This window comes from Brachyspira sp. G79 (genome assembly GCF_002379365.1).
Classification (GTDB): Bacteria; Spirochaetota; Brachyspiria; order Brachyspirales; family Brachyspiraceae; genus Brachyspira.
In genome coordinates, this window is the sequence record NZ_JQIU01000007.1 from 63,577 (window position 1) to 84,705 (window position 21,129).

19 protein-coding genes are annotated in these 21,129 nt (G+C 27.7%); 13 read left to right on the top strand and 6 right to left on the bottom strand.

The window, feature by feature from the left end:
• Positions 1-43 precede the first annotated feature (43 nt).
• The gene (locus KQ44_RS00380) at positions 44-616 is read right to left on the bottom strand and encodes a hypothetical protein (protein ID WP_240516394.1); all 573 of its coding nucleotides are present in this window, start codon (positions 614-616) and stop codon (positions 44-46) included.
• A gap of 112 nt (positions 617-728) precedes the next feature.
• Between KQ44_RS00380 and KQ44_RS00385 the strand changes: the two genes are divergently transcribed.
• From KQ44_RS00385 to KQ44_RS00400, 4 genes are read left to right on the top strand one after another with little or no spacing between them, the layout of a single operon-like run.
• Positions 729-1,466, top strand: coding sequence for a copper homeostasis protein CutC (locus tag KQ44_RS00385; RefSeq protein ID WP_096735761.1), 738 nt, complete (start codon positions 729-731; stop codon positions 1,464-1,466).
• Positions 1,467-1,484: 18 nt separating this feature from the next.
• Positions 1,485-2,564: a patatin-like phospholipase family protein gene (locus tag KQ44_RS00390; RefSeq protein WP_096735762.1), complete on the top strand. Its 1,080-nt coding sequence runs from the start codon at positions 1,485-1,487 to the stop codon at positions 2,562-2,564.
• Positions 2,565-2,614: 50 nt separating this feature from the next.
• Positions 2,615-3,328, top strand: a complete 714-nt coding sequence (locus KQ44_RS00395; RefSeq protein ID WP_096735965.1) for an AzlC family ABC transporter permease — start codon at positions 2,615-2,617, stop codon at positions 3,326-3,328.
• A complete protein-coding gene (locus KQ44_RS00400) occupies positions 3,321-3,650 on the top strand; it encodes an AzlD domain-containing protein (RefSeq protein WP_096735763.1) in 330 nt (109 codons plus the stop codon). Before KQ44_RS00395 ends, KQ44_RS00400 begins: the two co-directional genes overlap by 8 nt.
• 55 nt (positions 3,651-3,705) lie before the next feature.
• Here the strand turns inward: KQ44_RS00400 and lepB are convergent, their stop codons facing one another.
• The 3 genes from lepB to KQ44_RS00415 form a co-directional block, all read right to left on the bottom strand.
• Positions 3,706-4,230 (bottom strand): signal peptidase I, encoded by a 525-nt coding sequence (lepB, locus tag KQ44_RS00405; RefSeq protein WP_096735764.1) that lies wholly within the window; start codon positions 4,228-4,230, stop codon positions 3,706-3,708.
• Between the two features lie 115 nt (positions 4,231-4,345).
• The gene (locus tag KQ44_RS00410; RefSeq protein WP_096735765.1) at positions 4,346-4,912 is read right to left on the bottom strand and encodes an NUDIX domain-containing protein; all 567 of its coding nucleotides are present in this window, start codon (positions 4,910-4,912) and stop codon (positions 4,346-4,348) included.
• Positions 4,896-5,942, bottom strand: a complete 1,047-nt coding sequence (locus KQ44_RS00415) for a hypothetical protein (RefSeq protein WP_096735766.1) — start codon at positions 5,940-5,942, stop codon at positions 4,896-4,898. Before KQ44_RS00415 ends, KQ44_RS00410 begins: the two co-directional genes overlap by 17 nt.
• A 237-nt stretch (positions 5,943-6,179) precedes the next feature.
• Here KQ44_RS00415 and dnaG point away from each other — a divergent pair, with 237 nt between their 5' ends.
• The 6 genes from dnaG to KQ44_RS00445 all read left to right on the top strand — a co-directional run bounded on the left by dnaG (position 6,180) and on the right by KQ44_RS00445 (position 13,707).
• Positions 6,180-7,982 carry a DNA primase gene (gene dnaG, locus KQ44_RS00420; RefSeq protein WP_096735966.1) on the top strand — a complete coding sequence of 601 codons (1,803 nt, stop codon included), beginning with the start codon at positions 6,180-6,182 and terminating at the stop codon, positions 7,980-7,982.
• Positions 7,979-9,742, top strand: coding sequence for an RNA polymerase sigma factor RpoD (gene rpoD / locus KQ44_RS00425; protein ID WP_096735767.1), 1,764 nt, complete (start codon positions 7,979-7,981; stop codon positions 9,740-9,742). The genes dnaG and rpoD overlap by 4 nt, the downstream gene beginning before the upstream one ends.
• 560 nt (positions 9,743-10,302) lie before the next feature.
• The gene (sdaAB, locus tag KQ44_RS00430; RefSeq protein ID WP_096735768.1) at positions 10,303-10,977 is read left to right on the top strand and encodes an L-serine ammonia-lyase, iron-sulfur-dependent subunit beta; all 675 of its coding nucleotides are present in this window, start codon (positions 10,303-10,305) and stop codon (positions 10,975-10,977) included.
• 53 nt (positions 10,978-11,030) lie between these two features.
• Positions 11,031-11,912, top strand: coding sequence for an L-serine ammonia-lyase, iron-sulfur-dependent, subunit alpha (gene sdaAA / locus KQ44_RS00435; RefSeq protein ID WP_096735769.1), 882 nt, complete (start codon positions 11,031-11,033; stop codon positions 11,910-11,912).
• 396 nt (positions 11,913-12,308) lie between these two features.
• Complete coding sequence (locus KQ44_RS00440) at positions 12,309-13,283, top strand: ankyrin repeat domain-containing protein (RefSeq protein WP_096735770.1); 975 nt, start codon at positions 12,309-12,311, stop codon at positions 13,281-13,283.
• A gap of 85 nt (positions 13,284-13,368) precedes the next feature.
• Complete coding sequence (locus KQ44_RS00445; protein WP_096735771.1) at positions 13,369-13,707, top strand: hypothetical protein; 339 nt, start codon at positions 13,369-13,371, stop codon at positions 13,705-13,707.
• Positions 13,708-13,838: 131 nt separating this feature from the next.
• On the opposite strand, the gene KQ44_RS00450 is transcribed toward KQ44_RS00445, so the two are convergent.
• Complete coding sequence (locus KQ44_RS00450; RefSeq protein WP_096735772.1) at positions 13,839-14,558, bottom strand: hypothetical protein; 720 nt, start codon at positions 14,556-14,558, stop codon at positions 13,839-13,841.
• Positions 14,559-14,867: 309 nt separating this feature from the next.
• Between KQ44_RS00450 and KQ44_RS00455 the strand changes: the two genes are divergently transcribed.
• The 3 genes from KQ44_RS00455 (at position 14,868) to KQ44_RS00465 (ending at position 17,680) form a co-directional block, all read left to right on the top strand.
• Positions 14,868-15,554 carry a TrkA family potassium uptake protein gene (locus KQ44_RS00455; protein WP_013114515.1) on the top strand — a complete coding sequence of 229 codons (687 nt, stop codon included), beginning with the start codon at positions 14,868-14,870 and terminating at the stop codon, positions 15,552-15,554.
• Between the two features lie 2 nt (positions 15,555-15,556).
• On the top strand, positions 15,557-15,772 hold the full coding sequence (locus tag KQ44_RS00460; protein WP_096735773.1) for a DUF2905 domain-containing protein: 216 nt from the start codon (positions 15,557-15,559) through the stop codon (positions 15,770-15,772).
• A gap of 216 nt (positions 15,773-15,988) precedes the next feature.
• Complete coding sequence (locus tag KQ44_RS00465) at positions 15,989-17,680, top strand: phospho-sugar mutase (protein WP_096735774.1); 1,692 nt, start codon at positions 15,989-15,991, stop codon at positions 17,678-17,680.
• Between the two features lie 469 nt (positions 17,681-18,149).
• Here the strand turns inward: KQ44_RS00465 and leuS are convergent, their stop codons facing one another.
• Positions 18,150-20,711: a leucine--tRNA ligase gene (gene leuS, locus KQ44_RS00470; RefSeq protein ID WP_096735775.1), complete on the bottom strand. Its 2,562-nt coding sequence runs from the start codon at positions 20,709-20,711 to the stop codon at positions 18,150-18,152.
• Positions 20,712-21,129: the final 418 nt, after the last annotated feature.

Sequence of the window (21,129 nt, forward strand, 5' to 3'; positions counted from 1 at the left end):
AATATCATCATTAAGTTTTTTTATTCATTTCATTGGTATTGGTTTATTTTGGTTTATTGATTTTACCTTCATATATAGATGATTTTAAATTTTCTATATAAAGTGCAGATAAACCATAAGTATTATCTTTAAATTCTTTAGAAACAGATATATCATAAACAGTATGTATTTTATCTCCTAAAGGTTTTACAGTTTCTATATTACAGCTTAATTTTTTATTGTTATTTTGCCAGCTTCCTTTTAAATTAATATTCTTTTTGCCGTTTCCTAAATTAATAATATTATTTAACTGACTACTATTTATTTTAAAGCTGAATTCTTCTTTTTTATCAGAATTATAATAATCAAAGGCGGTCAATTTAATAGTATTCTTATCCATTTCTCCGCTTATAGGTATTGGAGTATTAACATTATTGTATTTATAATATCCGTCTATATAAGACTTTTTATTTTCTGTAATATTATCAGGATTTGTAATATGTATGTTTATTGTAATAGGGTATTTATCAATATTTCCTTCAAAGGTAAAAAATAAATGCTTTGTTACATCGGTAGTATCAGCAAAAGCAGATATATGTATTATATTTAAAAGTAACATTAAAAATATTTTTTTCATAAACCTAATCCTTATTATAAAATAGATGTGGGGTATTATATAATATATTTTGACAATTAGCAAATTTCTAGTATAATCTATATGTTTTAATTAATTTATAAAGAGCATTATTATGAATACCAAAATAGAAATATGCGTTGATTCTGTAGAGTCATGTATAAATGCTGAAAAAGGAGGGGCTAATAGACTTGAGCTTTGCGTAAATATGTTTGAAGGAGGCACAACTCCTAGTTATGGTGTTTTGGAATTAGCAAGAGAAAAAGTAAATATACCAATATATGCAATGGTGCGTCCTAGAGGCGGAGATTTCTGCTATGATGATACAGAGTTTGAAATAATGAAAAGAGAAATAAAACTCATAAAAGAATTAAAAATTGACGGCATAGTATTCGGCATACTCACAAAAGAAGGAAAAATTGATAAAGAAAGGTGCTCTACATTACTAGATTTATGGGGAAGCAGTAAAGCTACTTTTCATAGGGCAATAGATGTAAGCTGTGATTTAAATAAATCCTGTGAGGATATAATATCCATTGGTTTTGAGAGAATACTCACTTCTGGAGGAGAGGCTAATGTTATGAGCGGTATAATCAAATTAAAAGAATTAATTTCAAAATATAATGATAAAATAATAATAATGCCAGGAAGTGGAATAAATGAAAGAAATATTGAATATATAAAAGACACTCTAAAAGCTAATGAATATCATATGACAGCAAATAAAACGGTTGAAAGTATTATGCAGTATAGGAATGAAAATGTATTTATGGGGGTAGCTTTAAGAGCTTCAGAGTTTAGTGTAAAATATACTGATGAAGAAAAGGTAAAAAATATAAAATCAAAAATATAATAATTTAGGTGTAATTTTATGGCTTTAAATGATAAAAAAATAGGTTTAGCCTTATCAGGCGGAGGAATAAGAGCGGCTATATTTCATTTGGGAGTATTAAGATGGCTCGCAGAAGAAAATGCTTTAGAGAATATAGAGCATATATCAACTGTATCTGGTGCTAGCATATCAATAGCTTTAGTATATTCTTTTAATAATAATAAATTCCCAAGCAGTAAAGAATATAATGAAGTACTGCAAAAAATAAAAAATGCTGTTATGAAAAAAGATATAGAAAAAACATCTATTTTTTCTTTGATTTTCCACCCATCAAAAATATTTAAAAGACCAGAAATAATTTCAGATAATATGAAAAAATATTGGAATATGAACGGTAAAATTTCAGATCTGGTAAAAACTCCTAGATGGTCTATAAATACAACAACTGTAGAAACAGGAAAAAGATTTTCTTTCTCACAAAAACATATAGGTGATTATAAATTAGGATATACTGAAGATCTAAACTATGATATATCTATGGCTGCTGCTTTTTCAGCTGCTTTCCCAATATTAGTAGGAATGCAGAAATTTAGTACAGAAAATAGGAAATGGATAGATAATGACGGCAAAGAAATAAAAAATATTCCTAAATATATACATCTATGGGACGGAGGAGTTTATGATAATTTAGGACTTGAAGCTATATATAAAATGAATAATGGAGGAGAGTTTAAAGATAATATTAATTTTGCTGTTGTTGCCAATGCTTCAAGTTTTAATGATAAATATGCTGTAGGAAAAATGGATATTAAGAGGCTTTTAGATATTTCTATGAGTCAGGTAGATGCTTTAAGAACTAGAAGTTATTTCGATTTTATATCAAGAAATAAAAATGGAATATACGTAAAAATAGGAAATCATGCTTCAAAAATATTGAATATGTCATCACTTGATAAAAATAAAAAAGAAGAAATTATAAAAAATTATGATACAGAAGAAAATTGTCAAAAAGTAAAAAATTATAAAACAACATTATCAAGCCCTAATGAAGAGAATTTTGATATGATTTTAAGGCATGGATATGAAAATGCAAAATGCTGCTACTTAGGGTATTTTTAATAAACACACATTACTGATAGATATAAAATTAAATGATAAAAAGTTATAATATGAATACCAAAAAACATGATTTAATTTCAGCATTAAAATATGCATTTCCAATAACAATACCTGTTCTTATAGGGTATATATTTTTAGGTATGGCTTATGGAATACTTATGAAAGCTAAAGGGCTTGATACTTCTCTTGCTGTATTTTTAAGCCTGTTTGCCTATTGCGGAAGTATGCAGTATACGGCTATTAATTATTTATTTTTAGCACCATTTAATCCATTATATGCATTAGTATTAACATTAATGGTCAATTCAAGAGTGGCATTTTATGGAATATCTATGGCTTCTAAATATAAATCTATAGGAATATTAAAGCCATTTCTAATATTTTCATTAAGCGATGAAACTTTTTCTATAGTATGCTCACATAATATACCAGAAAATATCAATAAAAAAGCATTTTACTTTTTTGTATCATTTATGAATTACTGCTATTGGAATATAGGAACATTGCTTGGCTGTTTGATAGGATCATTTATAACTTTTAATACCAAGGGACTTGATTTTGTTTTAACCGCTTTATTTGTTGTTATATTTACAGAACAATGGCTTGAAAGCAAAGATCATAGAGGTGCTTTGATTGGACTTTTATGCTCTATACCTATTTTAATATTTAAAACTAATATATTTATAATACTTGCTATGATATTAATATTTCTCGCTATAAGTATTATTTATAAATATAATGAAGACGGAAAAATATATGAATAGTAAAGAAATATTTATAACAGCTTTGATGATTGTGATAGGAACTCTATTTTTAAGGTTTCTTCCTTTTATTATAATAAATAAATCATTATCCGAAAGTAAATATATAAAGTTCTTAGGAAAAATGCTGCCCTACTCTATGATAGCACTTCTAGTTATATACTGCCTTAAGGATATTGATATAATAAAGTTTCCGTATGCCTTACCAGAATTAATATCTATAGCAATTATAATAATTTTACATATAATAAAAAGAAATGTACTGATAAGCATAGTAGCAGGCACTATAATTTATATGTTTTTGGTACAGGTAATATTTGTATAATTACCAAAAGTATAAAGTTATTACATAATAACTTTATTATATAAATATTATAGTATCACTCATTATATTTATGAAATATATTACTGAATAATTGAAATCTGCTTTTAGGACTAAATATTAATATAACCTGACCTTTTATATCCTTTTCATCTATAAGACCAAAATATCTGCTGTCTTCGCTTAAACTTATATTATCGCCCAAAACAAAATACTGATTACTTCCTACAATATAAACACCATTATCTTCATTTGAAAATATATAATATTCATGTTCTATAAGATTGTCATTTAAATAAAGTCCTCCATCTCTTATTTCCACTTTATCACCTTCTATTCCTATAACTCTTTTTACAAGATTTGTATCATTATAATTGAATACCACAACATCAAAATTTTTTACTTTATTAAATATAAAATTCTTTTTTAAAAGCAGTATCTGATCCCCTTCAAAAAAAGTAGGCTCCATAGATTTATTTGTAACTATATAAGTATCGAAAAAAAATATTCTAATAAATGCTGCAAGAAAAACAGCTGTAAACGAAGCGAGTATCAATTCTAAAATCTGTTTCTTATTTATCATATTTTTATAATATTCATTAATTCTTATAATCAAAAAACTTTATATAAAAAAATAATTTCAATATATTATAATTAAAACTATTTTTAGCTAAATATATAATATTACCTTAATAAATTTAATAATTTTTTATATAATAGAGTAAAGCCTCTTTAGCCGATTCAAAAGCTATATTTTCTATATCAATATCTTCTCTCTTGATAAATATAACATTAACAGCATCATCATCAGCTTTTACATCAGGCACATAATCTAATTTTGAATAAAAAAACAAATCAGATGTAACATACATAATACCTTCATATATATACTCATTTGAACCGCTTATAAGAAAATGTATATTATCCAATTTAATACTAGTCTCTTCAAATATTTCTCTAATAGCAGTATCTTCCACTCTTTCATAAGGCTCGCAGAACCCTCCAGGCATATCTATATATCCTTTTTTAGGGTTAATTCCCCTTTCAACAAATACTATTCCTATTGGAGTTTCTATTATTACCCCTACAGCCGAAGCAGGATTAACAAAATATGTTCTTTGGCATTTTGAGCATTTAAAAATCTTTATATCATTAAAAATAAAAGAATCTTTTGCTCCACAGTAAGGGCAATACTTAAATTGATATTTAATATGTTCTTTTAATTTTAACGCTTTTTGAAAATTATTATCAATATGTTCTTGCATAATTCTTATTAATATAATATGAAGCTATATTCTTAGTCTTACATATGAATACATCAGACTGAGCCCATATGCCAAATGGTGCTTTTTCAAAAGATATATTATGTATATTAGAAACATTTACACTTTCATAATTATAATTATTCGGATCAACATTATAAAAATCATAAATATAATAATAATCCACATTCATATCTTTCATCTTTTCATCTATTAAAGTTTCCATCTCTTCTATGGTATCTGCAACTATATAATAAGTAGATATAAAAGTCCTTTTCTGACATTTACCAAGTCCTTTAACAGTAACATTCCACCATTTAGGAGCTTTAATTATCTTGTCATTTTCATTTAAGTTAATAGTTGTAAAGCCATATATTGATTTAAGATTATTTATAATATCATAATAATCAAATATATACTCATAAGTTTCAGAACAGCCGTAATCTGCAGCTATTGAAGATAATGAATAATGAAGATGTTCATAATCACTCATAAATGAAACATCATCATTAAGGAGTTTATAAGAATCAAGTATACGATTAATTTTTCTAATATTCTTGTATGTGGTATTAATCTCTATTTCTTTATCCAAATTTATAAAAATTTCAAATTCGGTAAGCTCATCTATTACACCAAATCCTACAAAACCGCATTCAACCCACAGTTCATTATATTTTTTAAATACTTTTCTTATCTCATTTAATGAAACATCAGGATCGCTCATAAGAACATCAAAACTTCTATTTATATCCTCACTAATACGCTCTATAACAATAGTTCCGTATGATGGAAATAGTTTTAGAAGCTTTAAGTAAAGCGGATATATTTTTTCTGCTGATACTGATATTCTATATGTATAGATATCTCCGTTATTAGTATTTTTTAATTCTATTCTTGTCCCTTCCATGGGGTAAGCATATTCACTTGGAACTATGCCAAGAGGTATATGAAATTTATCTATAATAATCCTCTTTGATTTTATATTGTTTAAGATCCTTCTTCTTCTCTCGCTCTTTTCAAAATAATTAATCACAATATTTCCCCAAAAAAGATGTTCTCATTATAATAATAAAAAAAATAATTTTGTCAAGCAATAAATATGTAAAATAAATTGAATTGTAATTACATTTTTTTTATTTTTTTAAACCATAATTGCTTGACTTTTTTTAAAATATTTTTATATTTGTCTATATTTATTTATGGGTATAACATGTATTTTTTAATATCTATATCCGATTAATATATAGATAATATTTTGAGTTTATGTGCTGTGGATAATTTATTTATAGGAAAATTAAATAATCTATTGTCTAGGGTATCTCTTATTGACATTTTGAGAGATAAATATAAAGTAGTTTCAAGAGGTGGAAACAAATATACAGTTCAATGTCCTTTTCATAAAGACGGACAGGAAACTAATCCTTCCATGTCTGTTGATGATGATAAAGGTGTGTATAAATGTTTCACCTGCGGGGCTAAGGGCAATGTTATAACATATCTAAAAGAAAAAGAAAATATGTCTTTTAAGGAGGCTATAGAATATCTGGGAAAGAGATTCTCTGTAGATGTTACCGATTTCTTCTCGGCTAAATCCTCCAAAAAGGAGAAAATATATTTAGAAAGCAGAAGAATTAACAGAATAGCATGCAATTTCTTTGGTAAAACTCTATTTTTGAAAGATAAAAACGGCAATTATTTCTATAAAGAAGCTGAAAAATATCTTAAAAAAAGAAAAATACCATTCAGCATTATAAAAGAGTTTAAAATAGGATATGCTCCTCCAAGTTGGAATGCACTTATCGATGCATTATCCGAAAATAAGATTACTATTAACAACATGCATATATTAGGTCTTGCAAGTGTAAGTAAGAATAACCCTAATCACTATTATGATACATTTGTTAATAGAATAATGTTTCCTATTATTAATGAAAGAGAAGAGGTAATAGGTTTTGGGGCAAGAAGTATAGACGGAAAAGAACCAAAATACCTAAACTCAAAAGAAAGTTTAATATTCAAAAAGAAATCTACTCTTTATGGTATAAATATAGCAAAATCCTATATAATGAAACAGGACGAAATTATGCTTGTAGAGGGATATATGGATACCATAGCATGCCACAAAATGGGTATAAAAAATGTAGTAGGAACTCTTGGAACGGCTATAACAGAAGAGCATGCTAAAGAAATAAAAAGGTATACTAGTAATGTTGTATTAGCTTTAGACAGTGATGAGGCTGGTATAAAGGCTGCCAAAGCGGCTATACTTATACTATTGAAGTTTGATTTAAAATTGACTATACTTTCTATAAAAGAAACCAAAGATTTAGATGAATTTTTTACAGTTTATGACAAAAAGCGGTTTGATATACTATATAATAATAGATTGCACTGGTATGATTATATTATAGAAACAGAAGTAAAAAAGGAAATTTCTTCTCTTTCTATAGAAGAAAAGTTGATGATTATTAACAGTTTTTATAGGTATTTGGACGTTGTAAAAAGCGAAACAGAGAAGCAGATGATAATTTCGCATGTTGCTTCTAAACTTTCTATAGATAGGGAGGCTTTTAACAAGGATTATTTACGTACACAGAAAACAAATCAGAATATTTCCTATAATAACATAAAAATAACAAAAAATAATACAGATAATAAATTTTACTATGAAAATAGTTTGATATACTTACTTGCTTTGAATCCTTCTTTAATTAAAGAGGCTGAAAGAGAAATTAGTGTAGATCTTATTAAGAAAGATATAACAAGGGAATTTTATATAAGACTCTTAACCCTTAATAAAGAAGCAAGCATTGAAGATGCTCTTAATATACTTGGGAATGAGCATATAGCCAATCAGATTTTAAGCAAGAAGAAATTATACAGCGAAAACATATATGAAAAATTGGAGGAGCTTATTATTAAAATTAAAAGCGGCGACATAGACTCTAAAAGAATGGAAATAATAAATAATCATTCATTAAACGATGGTTTTGAGGCTATTTGTGAAAAGGCTCGCGAAATACATTTACTTAATAAGCAAAAAGAAAAATTACATCAAGGAAGTGATTTATGATGACAGAAGAAGATTGCGATCTTTTGATTAAAAATAATGAAAAGATTAGAAAATTACTTGAAAAAGGTAATGCCAACAAATATCTTACCTTCAAAGAGATTAATGGTGCCATAGATAATATGGATACTGATGTAATGGATATACTTTTTCAATTATTAAATGCAAGAAAGATTGTAATTGTTGAAGACAAAAGGGAATTTGAAAGCCTTTCCAAAAATCAGAATAAAATTGACGATACTGCTAAGTTTATACATGTAGAAGATAAAGTGGGTAATAATGATGATCCTATAAGGCTTTATCTTAAAGAAATAGGAAAGGTTAGCCTTCTTACTCATGATGATGAAGTAGATTACTCCAAAAAAATTGAGTCTGGAGAATCTGAAATTGAAAATATTATACTTAATACTCATCTTGTTGTAGGAGAGGTGCTTAATACTATTAAGAATGTTCAAAATGGAAGGGTTTCTATACATGAAATATTAGAGCCACCTAGAATTTACAATGTTTCTACTCAGGAAAAAAGAAAATTAGAAAGAAAATATAAAAACTTTGAAAAAGACTATACTGCTTTAGCTGAAAAGTATCTTGCTTTGGATAAGAGAATTAAAAAAATTACTACTCAGAAAACTATTAAAGCCCTTACCAAAGAACAGGAAGAAGTTAAAGAAAATATTGTCAAACTTCTAACAAAAGTAAGATTAAACAGAATGGAAATAGACAGAATAGCAGAAAAGCTGAAGTTCTATCTTCATAGAATAAATCAAATAGAAGAATATTTTGAAAAACTCAAAAAAAGATACTACAAAGAAATATCCGACTTTGAAAACTACTATAAAGAAATAGAATCTGGAAATAAGGATATATATATAAGACTTGTAGATGAGTTTAATATTACTCCTGAAGCTATAGAAGCTGTTATAACTAGTTTCCATAAGGCTCAGGTACGTATGGCAGATATTTATGATGAAGTACGTATTGATAAAGAAACTTTGGTAGAATGGGTACGTAAAATAGATTCATCAAGAAGAAAAATAGCTCAGGCTAAAGATCATATAGTTAAAGCTAATTTAAGACTTGTTATTGCTATAGCTAAAAAATACGTTAACAGAGGTCTTCATTTCTTTGATTTGGTTCAGGAAGGAAATATTGGTCTTATAAAAGCTGTAGATAAATTTGAATATAAAAAAGGATATAAATTTTCTACATATGCTACTTGGTGGATACGTCAGGCTATTACGCGTTCTATAAGCGATCAGGCTAGAACTATAAGAGTACCTGTTCATATGATAGAACAGATTAATAAAGTTCAAAGAGTATTAAGACAGTATATGCAGCAGCATGGAAGAGAGCCTTCTATTCAAGAGATAGCAAAAGCATTAGGCTGGCCTGAAAGCAGAGTAAAAAGTGTAAGAAATGTAGCTAAAGACCCAGTATCTTTAAATGCTCCTATAGGTGATGAAGAAGATACCATATTAGGTGAGCTTATAGAAGATAAAGAATTTGAAAGCCCTCAGAATATTACTACTTTCAAAATCTTAAGAAAGCAAATTGACTCCATATTAGATAGCCTTCCAGATAGAGAACAGAAAGTGATAAGAATGCGTTTCGGGCTTGTTGACGGATATTCTCATACTCTTGAAGAGGTAGGATATGTATTTAAAGTTACAAGAGAGCGTATACGTCAGATAGAGGCTAAGGCTATAAGACGTTTAAGAGCTCAGTCAAAGAAAAAAGAGTTAAAAGATTTTCTTGACTCTTAATGTCTAAATTATATAAATTAAGAATTTTATTTTAAAAAGGAGGCATTTTTTATGTCTCCTTTTTTAATATATACATAAACAAATATAGTTTGTAATTTTGAACCATTTATAAACATAATGATAAGTTATAAATACTATAAAGTATTATTAATTATTAATAAAACAAGTTTTAAATGTATGATAATACCTGTATTTTAACCAAAAATGTATTCCTTCGCAACTGAAGGCTATACCTTATTTTTGCCTCAAGGGTAACATATACAATAAAAACTATGCTATTATGAAGACGCAGGGAGATAATAAATCCCAACTTATAAAATAAAAAATTATAAAATTAAATTTGAAACAATTCTATTTTTACTTGTAATTCATAAGTATATTATAGCTATAATAAATATTACAAAAAATACTATATAAAGTAAATAATATTTAAAATTAATAATTATAATTTATTTAAAAAATTTTATTATTTTCTAATTTTTTTAGTTAATAAAATAAATAATGTGTTACAAAAATCGTTTATATATGTTAAATTATAGTTAAATAAATGGAGGAAAATTATGGCTACATTATTTGATATAATAGGTCCTATAATGATAGGTCCTTCAAGTTCTCATACAGCTGGAGCTTGCCGTATAGGAAAACTTGCCAAAAAAATTTTGGGTGAGGATGTAAAAGAAGCAAAAATTTATTTGCATGGTTCTTTTGCTTTAACTTGGAAGGGTCATGGTACTGATAAGGCTATTTTAGCAGGGCTTTTAGGCTTTGAAACAGATGATCCTAGACTTAGAGATAGTTACAGTCTTGCTGAAAAGGCTAATCTCAAATATGAATTTATACCTACAACTTTAAGAGATGCTTTTCATCCTAATAGTGTTTATATTGAAGCTAAAGGAGAAAATAATGAGATTAATATTCTGGCTTCATCTATTGGAGGAGGTTTAATAGTATTAGATAAGGTAAATGGTATAGAGGTTCATTATAAGGGCGATTTTCCAACTATTGCTATAGTTAACAAAGATGTACCAGGTATTATTGCTAAGGTTACTTCTATTATATTTGAAAATGATATAAATATTGAAAATATGAATGTAACACCTCAGTTTGAAGGACCTAATAAGGGATATGCTATTATTGTTATAGGTATGACAAATGTTATATCTAAAGAGATAGAAGAAAAAATAAGAAATATAAAAAATATAAGGGATTTTGTATTTTTGGATAAATTGTATTAAAGAGTGTTTAGATATAGATAATAAAAAAATATATAACGGAGAATAATATAAGTATGGATATAAAATCTATAGAATCATTGGTAGCTATGGCTAATGAACAAAATAAAAAAATAAGTGATATAGTAATAGATATAGAAGCTAAAGCTGAGAAAACAGACAGGCAGGTAATAATAGATAAAATGACATCTTATTATGAGATAATGAAAGAGTCTGTTGAAAACGGTAAAAAAGATAAATTTAATTTTGTAACAGGTTTGCAAAATGAATGCGTTGATATAGTAGAAAAATTTTATAAATCTAAAAAAAGTATATTAGGTGAAACTGTAGGTGAGGTTGTAACTGCTGCAATGGCAGTTAGCGGATATAATGCTTGTATGGGTAAAATTATAGCAGCCCCTACAGCAGGAAGCTGCGGTATAATGCCTGCAGTACTTACAGTATGTGAAAATAGAGGATACAAAAAAGAGGATATAGTAAAATCAATGTTTACTGCAGCTGGTCTTGCTGATATTATAGCTCAGATAGCTACATTTGCAGGTGCTGGCGGAGGATGTATGGCTGAATGCGGAAGTGCTGCTGCTATGGCTTCTTCAGCATGTGCTGAGATTATGGGTGGTACTCCAGAAGAATGTGCTCATGCTTTTGCTTTATCATTATCAGCCGTACTTGGACTTATATGCGATCCTGTTGCAGGTTTTGTTGAGGTGCCTTGTATGGGTAAGAATATTATGTCTGCTGTTCATGCTATTGTTTCGGCGGAACTTGCTTGTGCTGGATTTAAGAGTGTGATACCGCCTGATGAAGTTGTACTTGCTATGAAAGAAGTTGCTGATGGTATGGATGAAAGATTTAAAGAAACCGCTAAAGGAGGACTTGCAAATACTCCTACAGGACGTGCTATTGCTGAAAAACTTTTGGGAAGAATAAATAAATAATAAATAATATTTATAAATATTTTTATATGGCTTGCAGTATTTTGCAAGCCTTTTTTATTATTGAAAAATATACTTGTTTTAAAACTGTTTTAATAATTATTAAATAGTTTGAAAACGGATTGAAAGATTGACTATGAAATTATTTAAATTATAAATACAATGTTTTATATGTTGTATAATATATTATTTATAGTAATATAAATATTTATTTCTTCTCTGCAAAAGGCATGCATATCGGCTGAAAAAGAAGTAGGTACGACTGTGAAGCCCAAACTATAAACTAAAAAATATAAATATTAAAAAATTAAGTTTTGAAACAAGTATAATATAATTTCTTGATATAATGTATAAGTTATGTTAATATATTAATATATAATAAGTTGTACGGAGATTATTATGAAAGTAATCATACTCTTATTTTTGATGTTTATAGCATCATGTTCTCAAGGATCTAATATTAATACTGATCAAAATACACAAACTAATGAAAATTCTATTATAGATGATAATATAGTTCATGATATGCCATTGGAAGAGGCTTTAGCTGAATATGAAGAAAGCCCTTGTATTGATATAATAAAAAATTTGCTTTCTTCAGGTAATATTAATAATACTCTTACAGAAACTACAAATATAGTAAATACAGAAGATACTGAATATGATCTTAGCGTTACTTTTGATGAGGGTACTACAGCATTAATGATAGCTTCTTATTATGGATATGCTGATTTAGTAAATGCTCTTATACAAAATAATGCCGATGTGAATTTAAAAAATAAAAGAAATTATACGGCACTTTTATATGCTACAGATATATGGGCAAGACAGGGTATTGGAATATATGACAGTAATTATAATGTCGTTGAGCTTTTAGTAATGAATAATGCTGATGTTGATGCTGTTAATAATTATGGATGGAGTCCTTTATTTTTTGCTGCTGACAATTCTAATTCTGATATAGTAACATTTTTGGCAGATAATGGGGCTAATATTAATTTGATATCTGATGAGGGAATAACGCCTCTTTTAATAGCTAATGATGTAGAAAGTGTAAGAATATTATCTAAAACTACTAATATAAATAAAGCTAATGAATCAGGTGTAACTCCGTTAATAGCTTTTTCGGGACGTGAAATATCAATAGAAGCTATTAGTATTTTACTTGAAAATGGGGCTGATGTTAATAAAATAGATAAAGATGGAGAAACTGCTCTTTCTACTGCTATAGAAAATAGTAATTTTGAGGCGGCTTTGCTTCTTCTTAATAATAATGCCAATCCTAATTTGGCTAATAAAAAAGCTAAAGAACTTGCAGGTATTGCAAGAGAGTTAGGAGATGAAGAGGTAGCTTCTATATTGGATAAATATTAAATATTTTTGACAATTTGGTTTATTTTGGTATATTTATTACATATAAGTAAATATAATAAATTTATAATATTACGGAGTTTTTATAATGTTTGACAACAATGTTCATTATATAAGAAAAGAGTTAGAATCAATTTATACTATTATAGTAGAGAATTTGGGAAAAGAATTGTTAAATACTGAAATCAAACGCTTGGAATATGAGCCTAAGATGGATAGAATTAATATTAACAACTTTATATTTATAAGGCTTACTTTTGAAAATGAATATGATCATAAAGAGCTATATTATGATATATATATTGAAGATGAAGATGGCAATGATGTTGAAAGGGCATTGATTAGTGTAGAAAAACCATTTACTAAAGTTGTTGATAAAATAGACTATTTAGTAAAATTAAATTATCAAGCTAATAATGATGATTAATAGTTATTTTGTATTTTAATAGAGTTTTTATTGTTAATTTAAATGATTACAGTAAAACTCTATTCATATAAAAAAACAAGGAGTTTTTTTGCCTCCCTGTTTTTATATATTATTTTGGATTTATTTATAAATTAATTTAATGATTTAGTAGAAAGTACGAATTTATCTTCTGTGTATCTTTGAGTATTTCCGCTTATTATATCTGTTAATGCCTCCATTACTTCTTTTTCACTATCACCATCAACTATATATAAAGTATTTCTATCTACTAGATAGTAGCCTTCATACTCTGTATCAGTTTCATATCTGTCTTGTTCTGTATTTCTTACTATGCAGGCATTTCTATCTTTATTAGCTTGAGCATTAGGTATAGTAACATCTCTAATCCATTCTAATGTAGAATATTCATCTCTTTCATCTATTCTACCGTTTTCGTATTCTCTTTGAACCATTTCTGAGTTTTCATTAAAGAATACGAATAACTCTTCAGTTTCTAATCTTCCATCATCATAATCTTCTTCAGACTGATACCAAGTAGTAGAATATAGTCTTTGTAATAAATTATATCCTGTAGGAGTTTGAGTATTTCCTTGAGATGCATTATCATTTGCTGAAGATGTGTTATTGTCAGATGTATTATTTGCTTTAACAGATGCGTTTATAGCTAAAGACTGAGTGTTTCCATCCCAATTATTTAATAAAGTACCTTCTTTCACCGTTTTATCATCGCTTGGTACAATAGTTGTTAATGGTTTATCTCCTGATAAAGCAGGGTTTGTTGGGTTATTGTTGCTGTTACAAGAAACTACTAACGCAGATAAAATACTTAATATTAATATAATTTTTTTCATAAATATTATGACCTCATTTTATTATTATTTTTAATATAAGTATAACATAATTTTAAATAAAAACGTAAAAAAATTTATTTTTTATATATTTTTTAAATTTTTTTATACACATAGTATTTATAGTAAATTATAATTACATAATAATGTGATTTGTTCTGATATAATATTGATAATTCTATATAGATGCAAAATTATAAAAATATATAAGATTTATTTATAGTTTTTATGATAATTATAATAAATATTTTTTGACAATTTTTTATATTATTCTATAATAAAATCAATTAAATAATATATAGGGGTATTAAAATGCTGCAGTATGCCGTTATAGGTGTAGGTACTTTAGGTAAGGCTTTGATTAACAGGCTTATGACAAAACCTTCTATTGAAGTATTTGCTATAGATAATGATATTAATGAAATAGAAGCTATAAAAAATAATGTAACTCAAGCTATGAGACTTGATTCAACTCAGAAAGAGGCATTAGAGGCTATTGAAATTAATAAATTTGATGCTGTTATACTTACAATAGGCGAAGATATGATGACAAGCATATTAACGGCTTTACTTTTAAAAGAGCTTAATGTTAAAAATATTATAGCCAGATACTCAAATGAAAAGCATAAAGCAATACTAAGTATGATAGGCATAACACATTTGGTAAGCCCTGAAGAATCTATGGGTATACATATAGCAGAGCAGCTTGAAGTAGGCGATACTGTTTTGCTTTATGATTTAACAGAATATCATTCTATAGTAGAGTTTCCTGTACATGGAGGTTTGGCAGGTAAGAATTTTAAAGAGCTTGATCTTAGAAAGAAATATAAAATTAATGTTGTAGCAATAAAAAAAGAGACAGTTGGTATATTGGGAGAAAAAAAGGTTGTTGTGGACTGTACTCCAGACCCTGATGAGCCTATGGTAGAAGGAGATATATTAATTATTGCAGGTCATGATAAAGATATAGAAAAAATGAATAAAAAGATGTCTGAATAATAATGAATACTCAGTTTGCTAAGATTTTTATAGTTATAGGAATAATATTTATAGTTATAGGCATACTTTTTTTGCTTAATATAAAGATTCCTTTCGGTAAACTTTCTGGTGATATAATAATAAAAAAAGAAAATTTTACTTTTGCTTTTCCTCTTATGACAAGTATTATAGCAAGTATAGTACTTTCTTTAATAATGTGGATAATTTCTAAATTCTGATAGTTATTTTTAGTATATTACAAAACATATGCTGATAGTATTATTCTAAAAACTTGAAATTATTTTTAAACTAAGCAGGCATATAAAATTTCTATGAATAAAAAGCATTGTATCAAAAATCTGATTGAATAAAAACATAATAGTTTTAACTTGATTATATAGTTGTTGTATACTATAATTTATATATAGAATTTTAAAAAATTAGAGGTGTGTATAATGGAACAAGAAGTAAAAGCAAGAATTGATTCATGGCTTAATGGTCCTTATGATGAAGAAACAAAGAAAGAAATTAAAGTATTGTTAGATGCTGGAAATGAAAAAGAATTAACTGACGCTTTCTATAGAGATTTAGAGTTTGGTACAGGCGGACTTAGGGGAATAATGGGAGTTGGTACTAACAGAATGAATAAATATACTGTAGGAGTTGCTACTCAGGGGCTTGCTAACTATATATTAAAACAAGGAGGAAGTGATTATAAAGTTGCTATAGGCTATGATTCAAGAAATAATTCTGATGTATTTTCAAAGGCTGCTGCTGAAATACTTTCTTCAAATGGTATAAAAGTTTATTTATATGATGATATTCACCCTATTTCACTTCTCTCTTATGCAGTAAGAAGTTTGGGCTGTATTGCTGGAATAGTTGTTACTGCAAGTCATAACCCTAAAGAATATAATGGATATAAAGTTTATTGGACTGACGGTGCTCAGGTTATACCGCCTCATGATAAAAATATTATTGATGAGGTATTAAAAGTTAAGCCTGAAGAAGTTAAAATGGGCGATAATTCTAGAATAACATTTATAGGAAAAGATATTGAAGATAAATATATGAATGATTTAATGTCTTATTTGGTAAATCCAGATATAATTAAAAAACATCATGACATAAAAATAGTTTATACACCTATTCATGGTTCTGGATATAAAATGGTTCCTATGGCATTAAGAAAAGCAGGTTTCACCAATTTAACAACATTAGAAGGTGCTCAGCCTCCTGATGGAAATTTTCCTACTGTAGAATCTCCTAACCCAGAAAATCCTGAAGCATTGCAGATAGCTGTTAATAAAGCAAAAGAAATAGGTGCTGAACTTGTTATGGGTACTGATCCAGACTGCGACAGAATGGGATGTGCTCTGCTTACTAAAGACGGAAGTTATATGTATCTTACTGGTAATCAGATAGGATCCATAATGGCATACTACCTAATTACAAACAAAAAAAATATTAAAAATCCATATATAGTAAAAACAATAGTAACAACTGAACTTGCTAGGGCTATTGCTGATGCTAATAATGTTAAGATTTACGATGTGCTTACTGGTTTTAAATGGATTGCTGATGTTATAGAAAGAGAAAAAGAAAGAACATATTTATTTGGATTTGAAGAAAGTTTTGGATATTGTATTAATTCAAATGTGCGCGATAAAGACGGAGTTAGTTCTTGTTTGATGCTTGCTGAAGTACTTGCTTACTGCAAAGATAATAACATTACTTTAGCTGATTATTTAGAAAGTATTTATGAAAAATATGGATACTTCTATGAAGAGACTATATCTATTACTAAAAAAGGTGCTGACGGAGCTAAGGCTATAGCTGATTTGATGACTTATTACAGAAATAATTTACCTAAAGAAATTTCAGGTGTTCAAGTAGAAACTATAAGTGACTATGAGAAAAAAGAAATTTATGATAATACAGGTAAAAAAATAAAAGACATAACTCTTCCAAAATCTAATGTACTTCAATACATACTCGCAGATAAGACAAAAATTACTATAAGACCTTCTGGTACTGAGCCTAAAATAAAATTCTATTTTGAGGTTTGCGTAAAAGAAAGCAAAGATAAAAGACTTAATATAGCCAAAGAAAAAGTAGCTAATTTTAAAAAGTTTATTAAAGAATAATTTTATTTATATAAATTAAATAAATAAAAAAAGCCTCATTATTTAATGGGGCTTTTATATTTTGAACTTTATTCTAACTCCCGCCCATTTTATTTTATAGTTTTTATTTGTCATTATTGCCATATTATTATTTATGAACTTTTACTGTTATTATAACGCCCGCCCTAGCTTTATTTTTGTTTACAATCTTTACAACGCACGTTAAACGAAATTCTAAATATAAGCTAGTTATGAATTATAATTCTGATTATATATAAAATTCAGCTTACCGTGCGTAGAGGAATATTTTTTATTTAATATACGCTTGGGTGGGTGCCTTAATTTGTAATTAGACTATAAAAAATAATAAAAATTAAAATGTGAAAATAAAACAATAAAATATAAAGGGCGGGGATGTAATTAAGCCAAATAAAAAGAGTACAGATTTTTTAAGTCCATACTCTTTAATATTCTTTTTAGTGATTATATTTTATTTTACTACTATGTTTACAAGTTTACCTTTAACATAAACTACTTTAACAATGTTTTTACCGTCTGTAAACTGTTTTACTTTTTCACTTGATAGTGCCTGAGTTTTAGCATCATCTTCGCTTATATTAACATCAGCTTCTACCCTATCTCTTATTTTTCCATTTACTTGAAATACCAATTCAAATACATCGTCTTTGCAGTACTCTTCATTATGTTCAACCCAGCTTTCTTCAAGTATCATTTTACCAAAGTTTAATATCTGATAAATCTCTTCTGTTATATGAGGAGCTATAGGATTAAGAAGTATTAAATATCCTCTTATAACTTCTTTAAACATAGCATATTCATCATCGCCGTTTAATTTTATTGATGACATATCATTTAAAAGTTCCATTAAGGCAGCAATTGCTGTGTTAAAATGGAATCTGTCTTTAATATCTATTGTAACTTTTTTTATAGTCTTATGATATTTTTTGTAAAGATTTTTAGCTTCTTTTGATAAGTTATTATAATCAAATGATTTATTATTTTTGAACGCTTCTTCATCTTTGTATTTTAGAAATAAGTTCCAAATTCTGTTTAAAAATCTTGCAGAACCTTTAACACCTTCATCAGACCATTCTTTATCTTTTTCAGGCGGAGCAACAAACATAACAAATATTCTAACAGCATCAGCACCGAAAAGCTCTATAATCTCAGCAGGATCAACTCCATTAGCTTTTGATTTAGACATCTTTTCCATTTTTACTATTATATCTTCTTTTTTTATACCGTCTTTTTCATATGCTTTATTATTCATCTCTTCTTGAGTATAGAATTTTTTTAACTCTCTTGATTCATAGCTGTTTGCTAAAACCATACCTTGAGTAAGAAGTTTATTAAAAGGCTCATCTCCTTTGATAAGCCCAATATCTCTCATAAACTTATACCAGAATCTTGAATATAAAAGGTGCATACAGGCATGCTCAATACCTCCTATATATTGGTCAACTCCAAGCCAAGCATTGGCAATAGCAGGGTCAAAAGGCATTTTATCATTATGAGCGTCAGTGTATCTTGCATAATACCAAGAACTGCATGTAAATGTATCCATAGTGTCAGTTTCTCTTTTAGCTTTGCCTCCACATTTAGGACAAGTTGTATTAACAAATGACTCAGATTTTTTAAGAGGGTTATCTCCAACTGTAAACTCAATATCCATAGGAAGAGTTATAGGAAGTTCGCTTTCAGGCACTGGTACAATACCGCATTTTTCACAATGTACAAAAGGAAGAGGATTGCCCCAATATCTTTGTCTTGATATAAGCCAATCTCTAAGTTTATATTGTACTTTCTCGCTGCCGAAACCTTTTTCTGATGCATAACTTATAGCTTTTTTAATAGCATCTCTTGTAGAAAGTCCGTTTAAAATATCCGAATTAACAACCACGCCGTCTTCAGTGTATGCTTCTGTCATATTTTCTGCTTTCAAAGAATTATCAGCATTCTGTATAACTACTTTTACAGGAATATTATATTTTTTGGCAAATTCGAAATCCCTTTGGTCATGAGCAGGAACAGCCATTACAGCACCGCTTCCGTATTCAGCTAAAACAAAATTAGCAGCATACAAAGGAGCTTTTTCTTTATTAAAAGGATTAATAACATATCTTCCAGTAAATACACCCTCTTTCTCATAATCAGTTTTTTGGTCTATTTTAGCAGATTTTTTTATGAACTCTTCTACAGCATTTTTTTGCTCAGCTGTACACATATCTAAAAGTCCATCATAGTTCCAAGCTATAGCCATATAAGTAACACCATAAATAGTGTCTGGACGGGTTGTAAATATAGGAAAATCTTTACCATCATCTAAAGTAAAATTAACATAAGCACCAACACTTCTTCCTATCCAGTTTTTCTGCATAGCTATAACATTATCAGGCCAGTATCCTTCAAGTAATTTTAAATCTGCATCTAATTGTTCTGCATAATCGGTAACTTTTATATACCATTGTTCGAGTTTCTTTTTAGTAACTTCTCCATCGCATCTCCAGCAAGTACCTTCAGGTGTAACCTGCTCATTGGCAAGTACTGTATTACAATGATCGCACCAGTTAACATCGCCGCCTTTTCTATATAAAAGTCCTTTCTCATACATTTTTAATATAAACCATTGTCCCCATTTATAGTAGTCAGGCAAACAAGTTGTAACTTCTCTATCCCAATCATAAGAGTATCCGAGTAAGTTTAGCTGCTCTTTCATATTAGCTATATTTTTTAAAGTCCATTCTGCAGGGTGAGTTTTATGTTCTATAGCAGCATTTTCTGCAGGCATACCAAAAGCGTCCCAGCCCATTGGATGCAAAATATCATATCCTAAAAGCCTATAGTATCTAGCTATAGAGTCGGCTATAGTATAGTTAGAAACATGTCCCATATGCATTTTACCAGAGGGATAAGGAAACATTTCAAGTACATAATATTTTTTGTTTGTAGGTTTAGATACTGTTTTGAAAGAATTATTATCTTTCCAGAATTTCTGCCATTTCTTTTCAATGGTAGTAAAATTATATTCCATAATTAACACTCCGTAGTTTGATACTATTTATTAATAAAAAATTAATTTATTATTTACATATTTTTATGACAAAAATTATATTGCAAAATGGTATATTTTTCAAGTGATAATATTATTTTAAATTTATTGCACACTACACTATTTATTTTTTATGATTTTTATAATTAACTCTCTTAAAGTTTTTACTGCAACAATATAATAAATTTAATAATTTATTATAAACTGCCCACCCTTTATATTTTATTGTCTTATTTAAAAATTTTAATTTTTATTATTTTTTATAATCTAATTACAAATTATAGCACCCACCCAAGTGCTTATTAAATTTATAGATTCATTTAACGCACGGTTAGCTTGATCTTATATATAATCAAAATTAGAATTCATAATTAATCTATATTTAAAATTTCGTTTAACG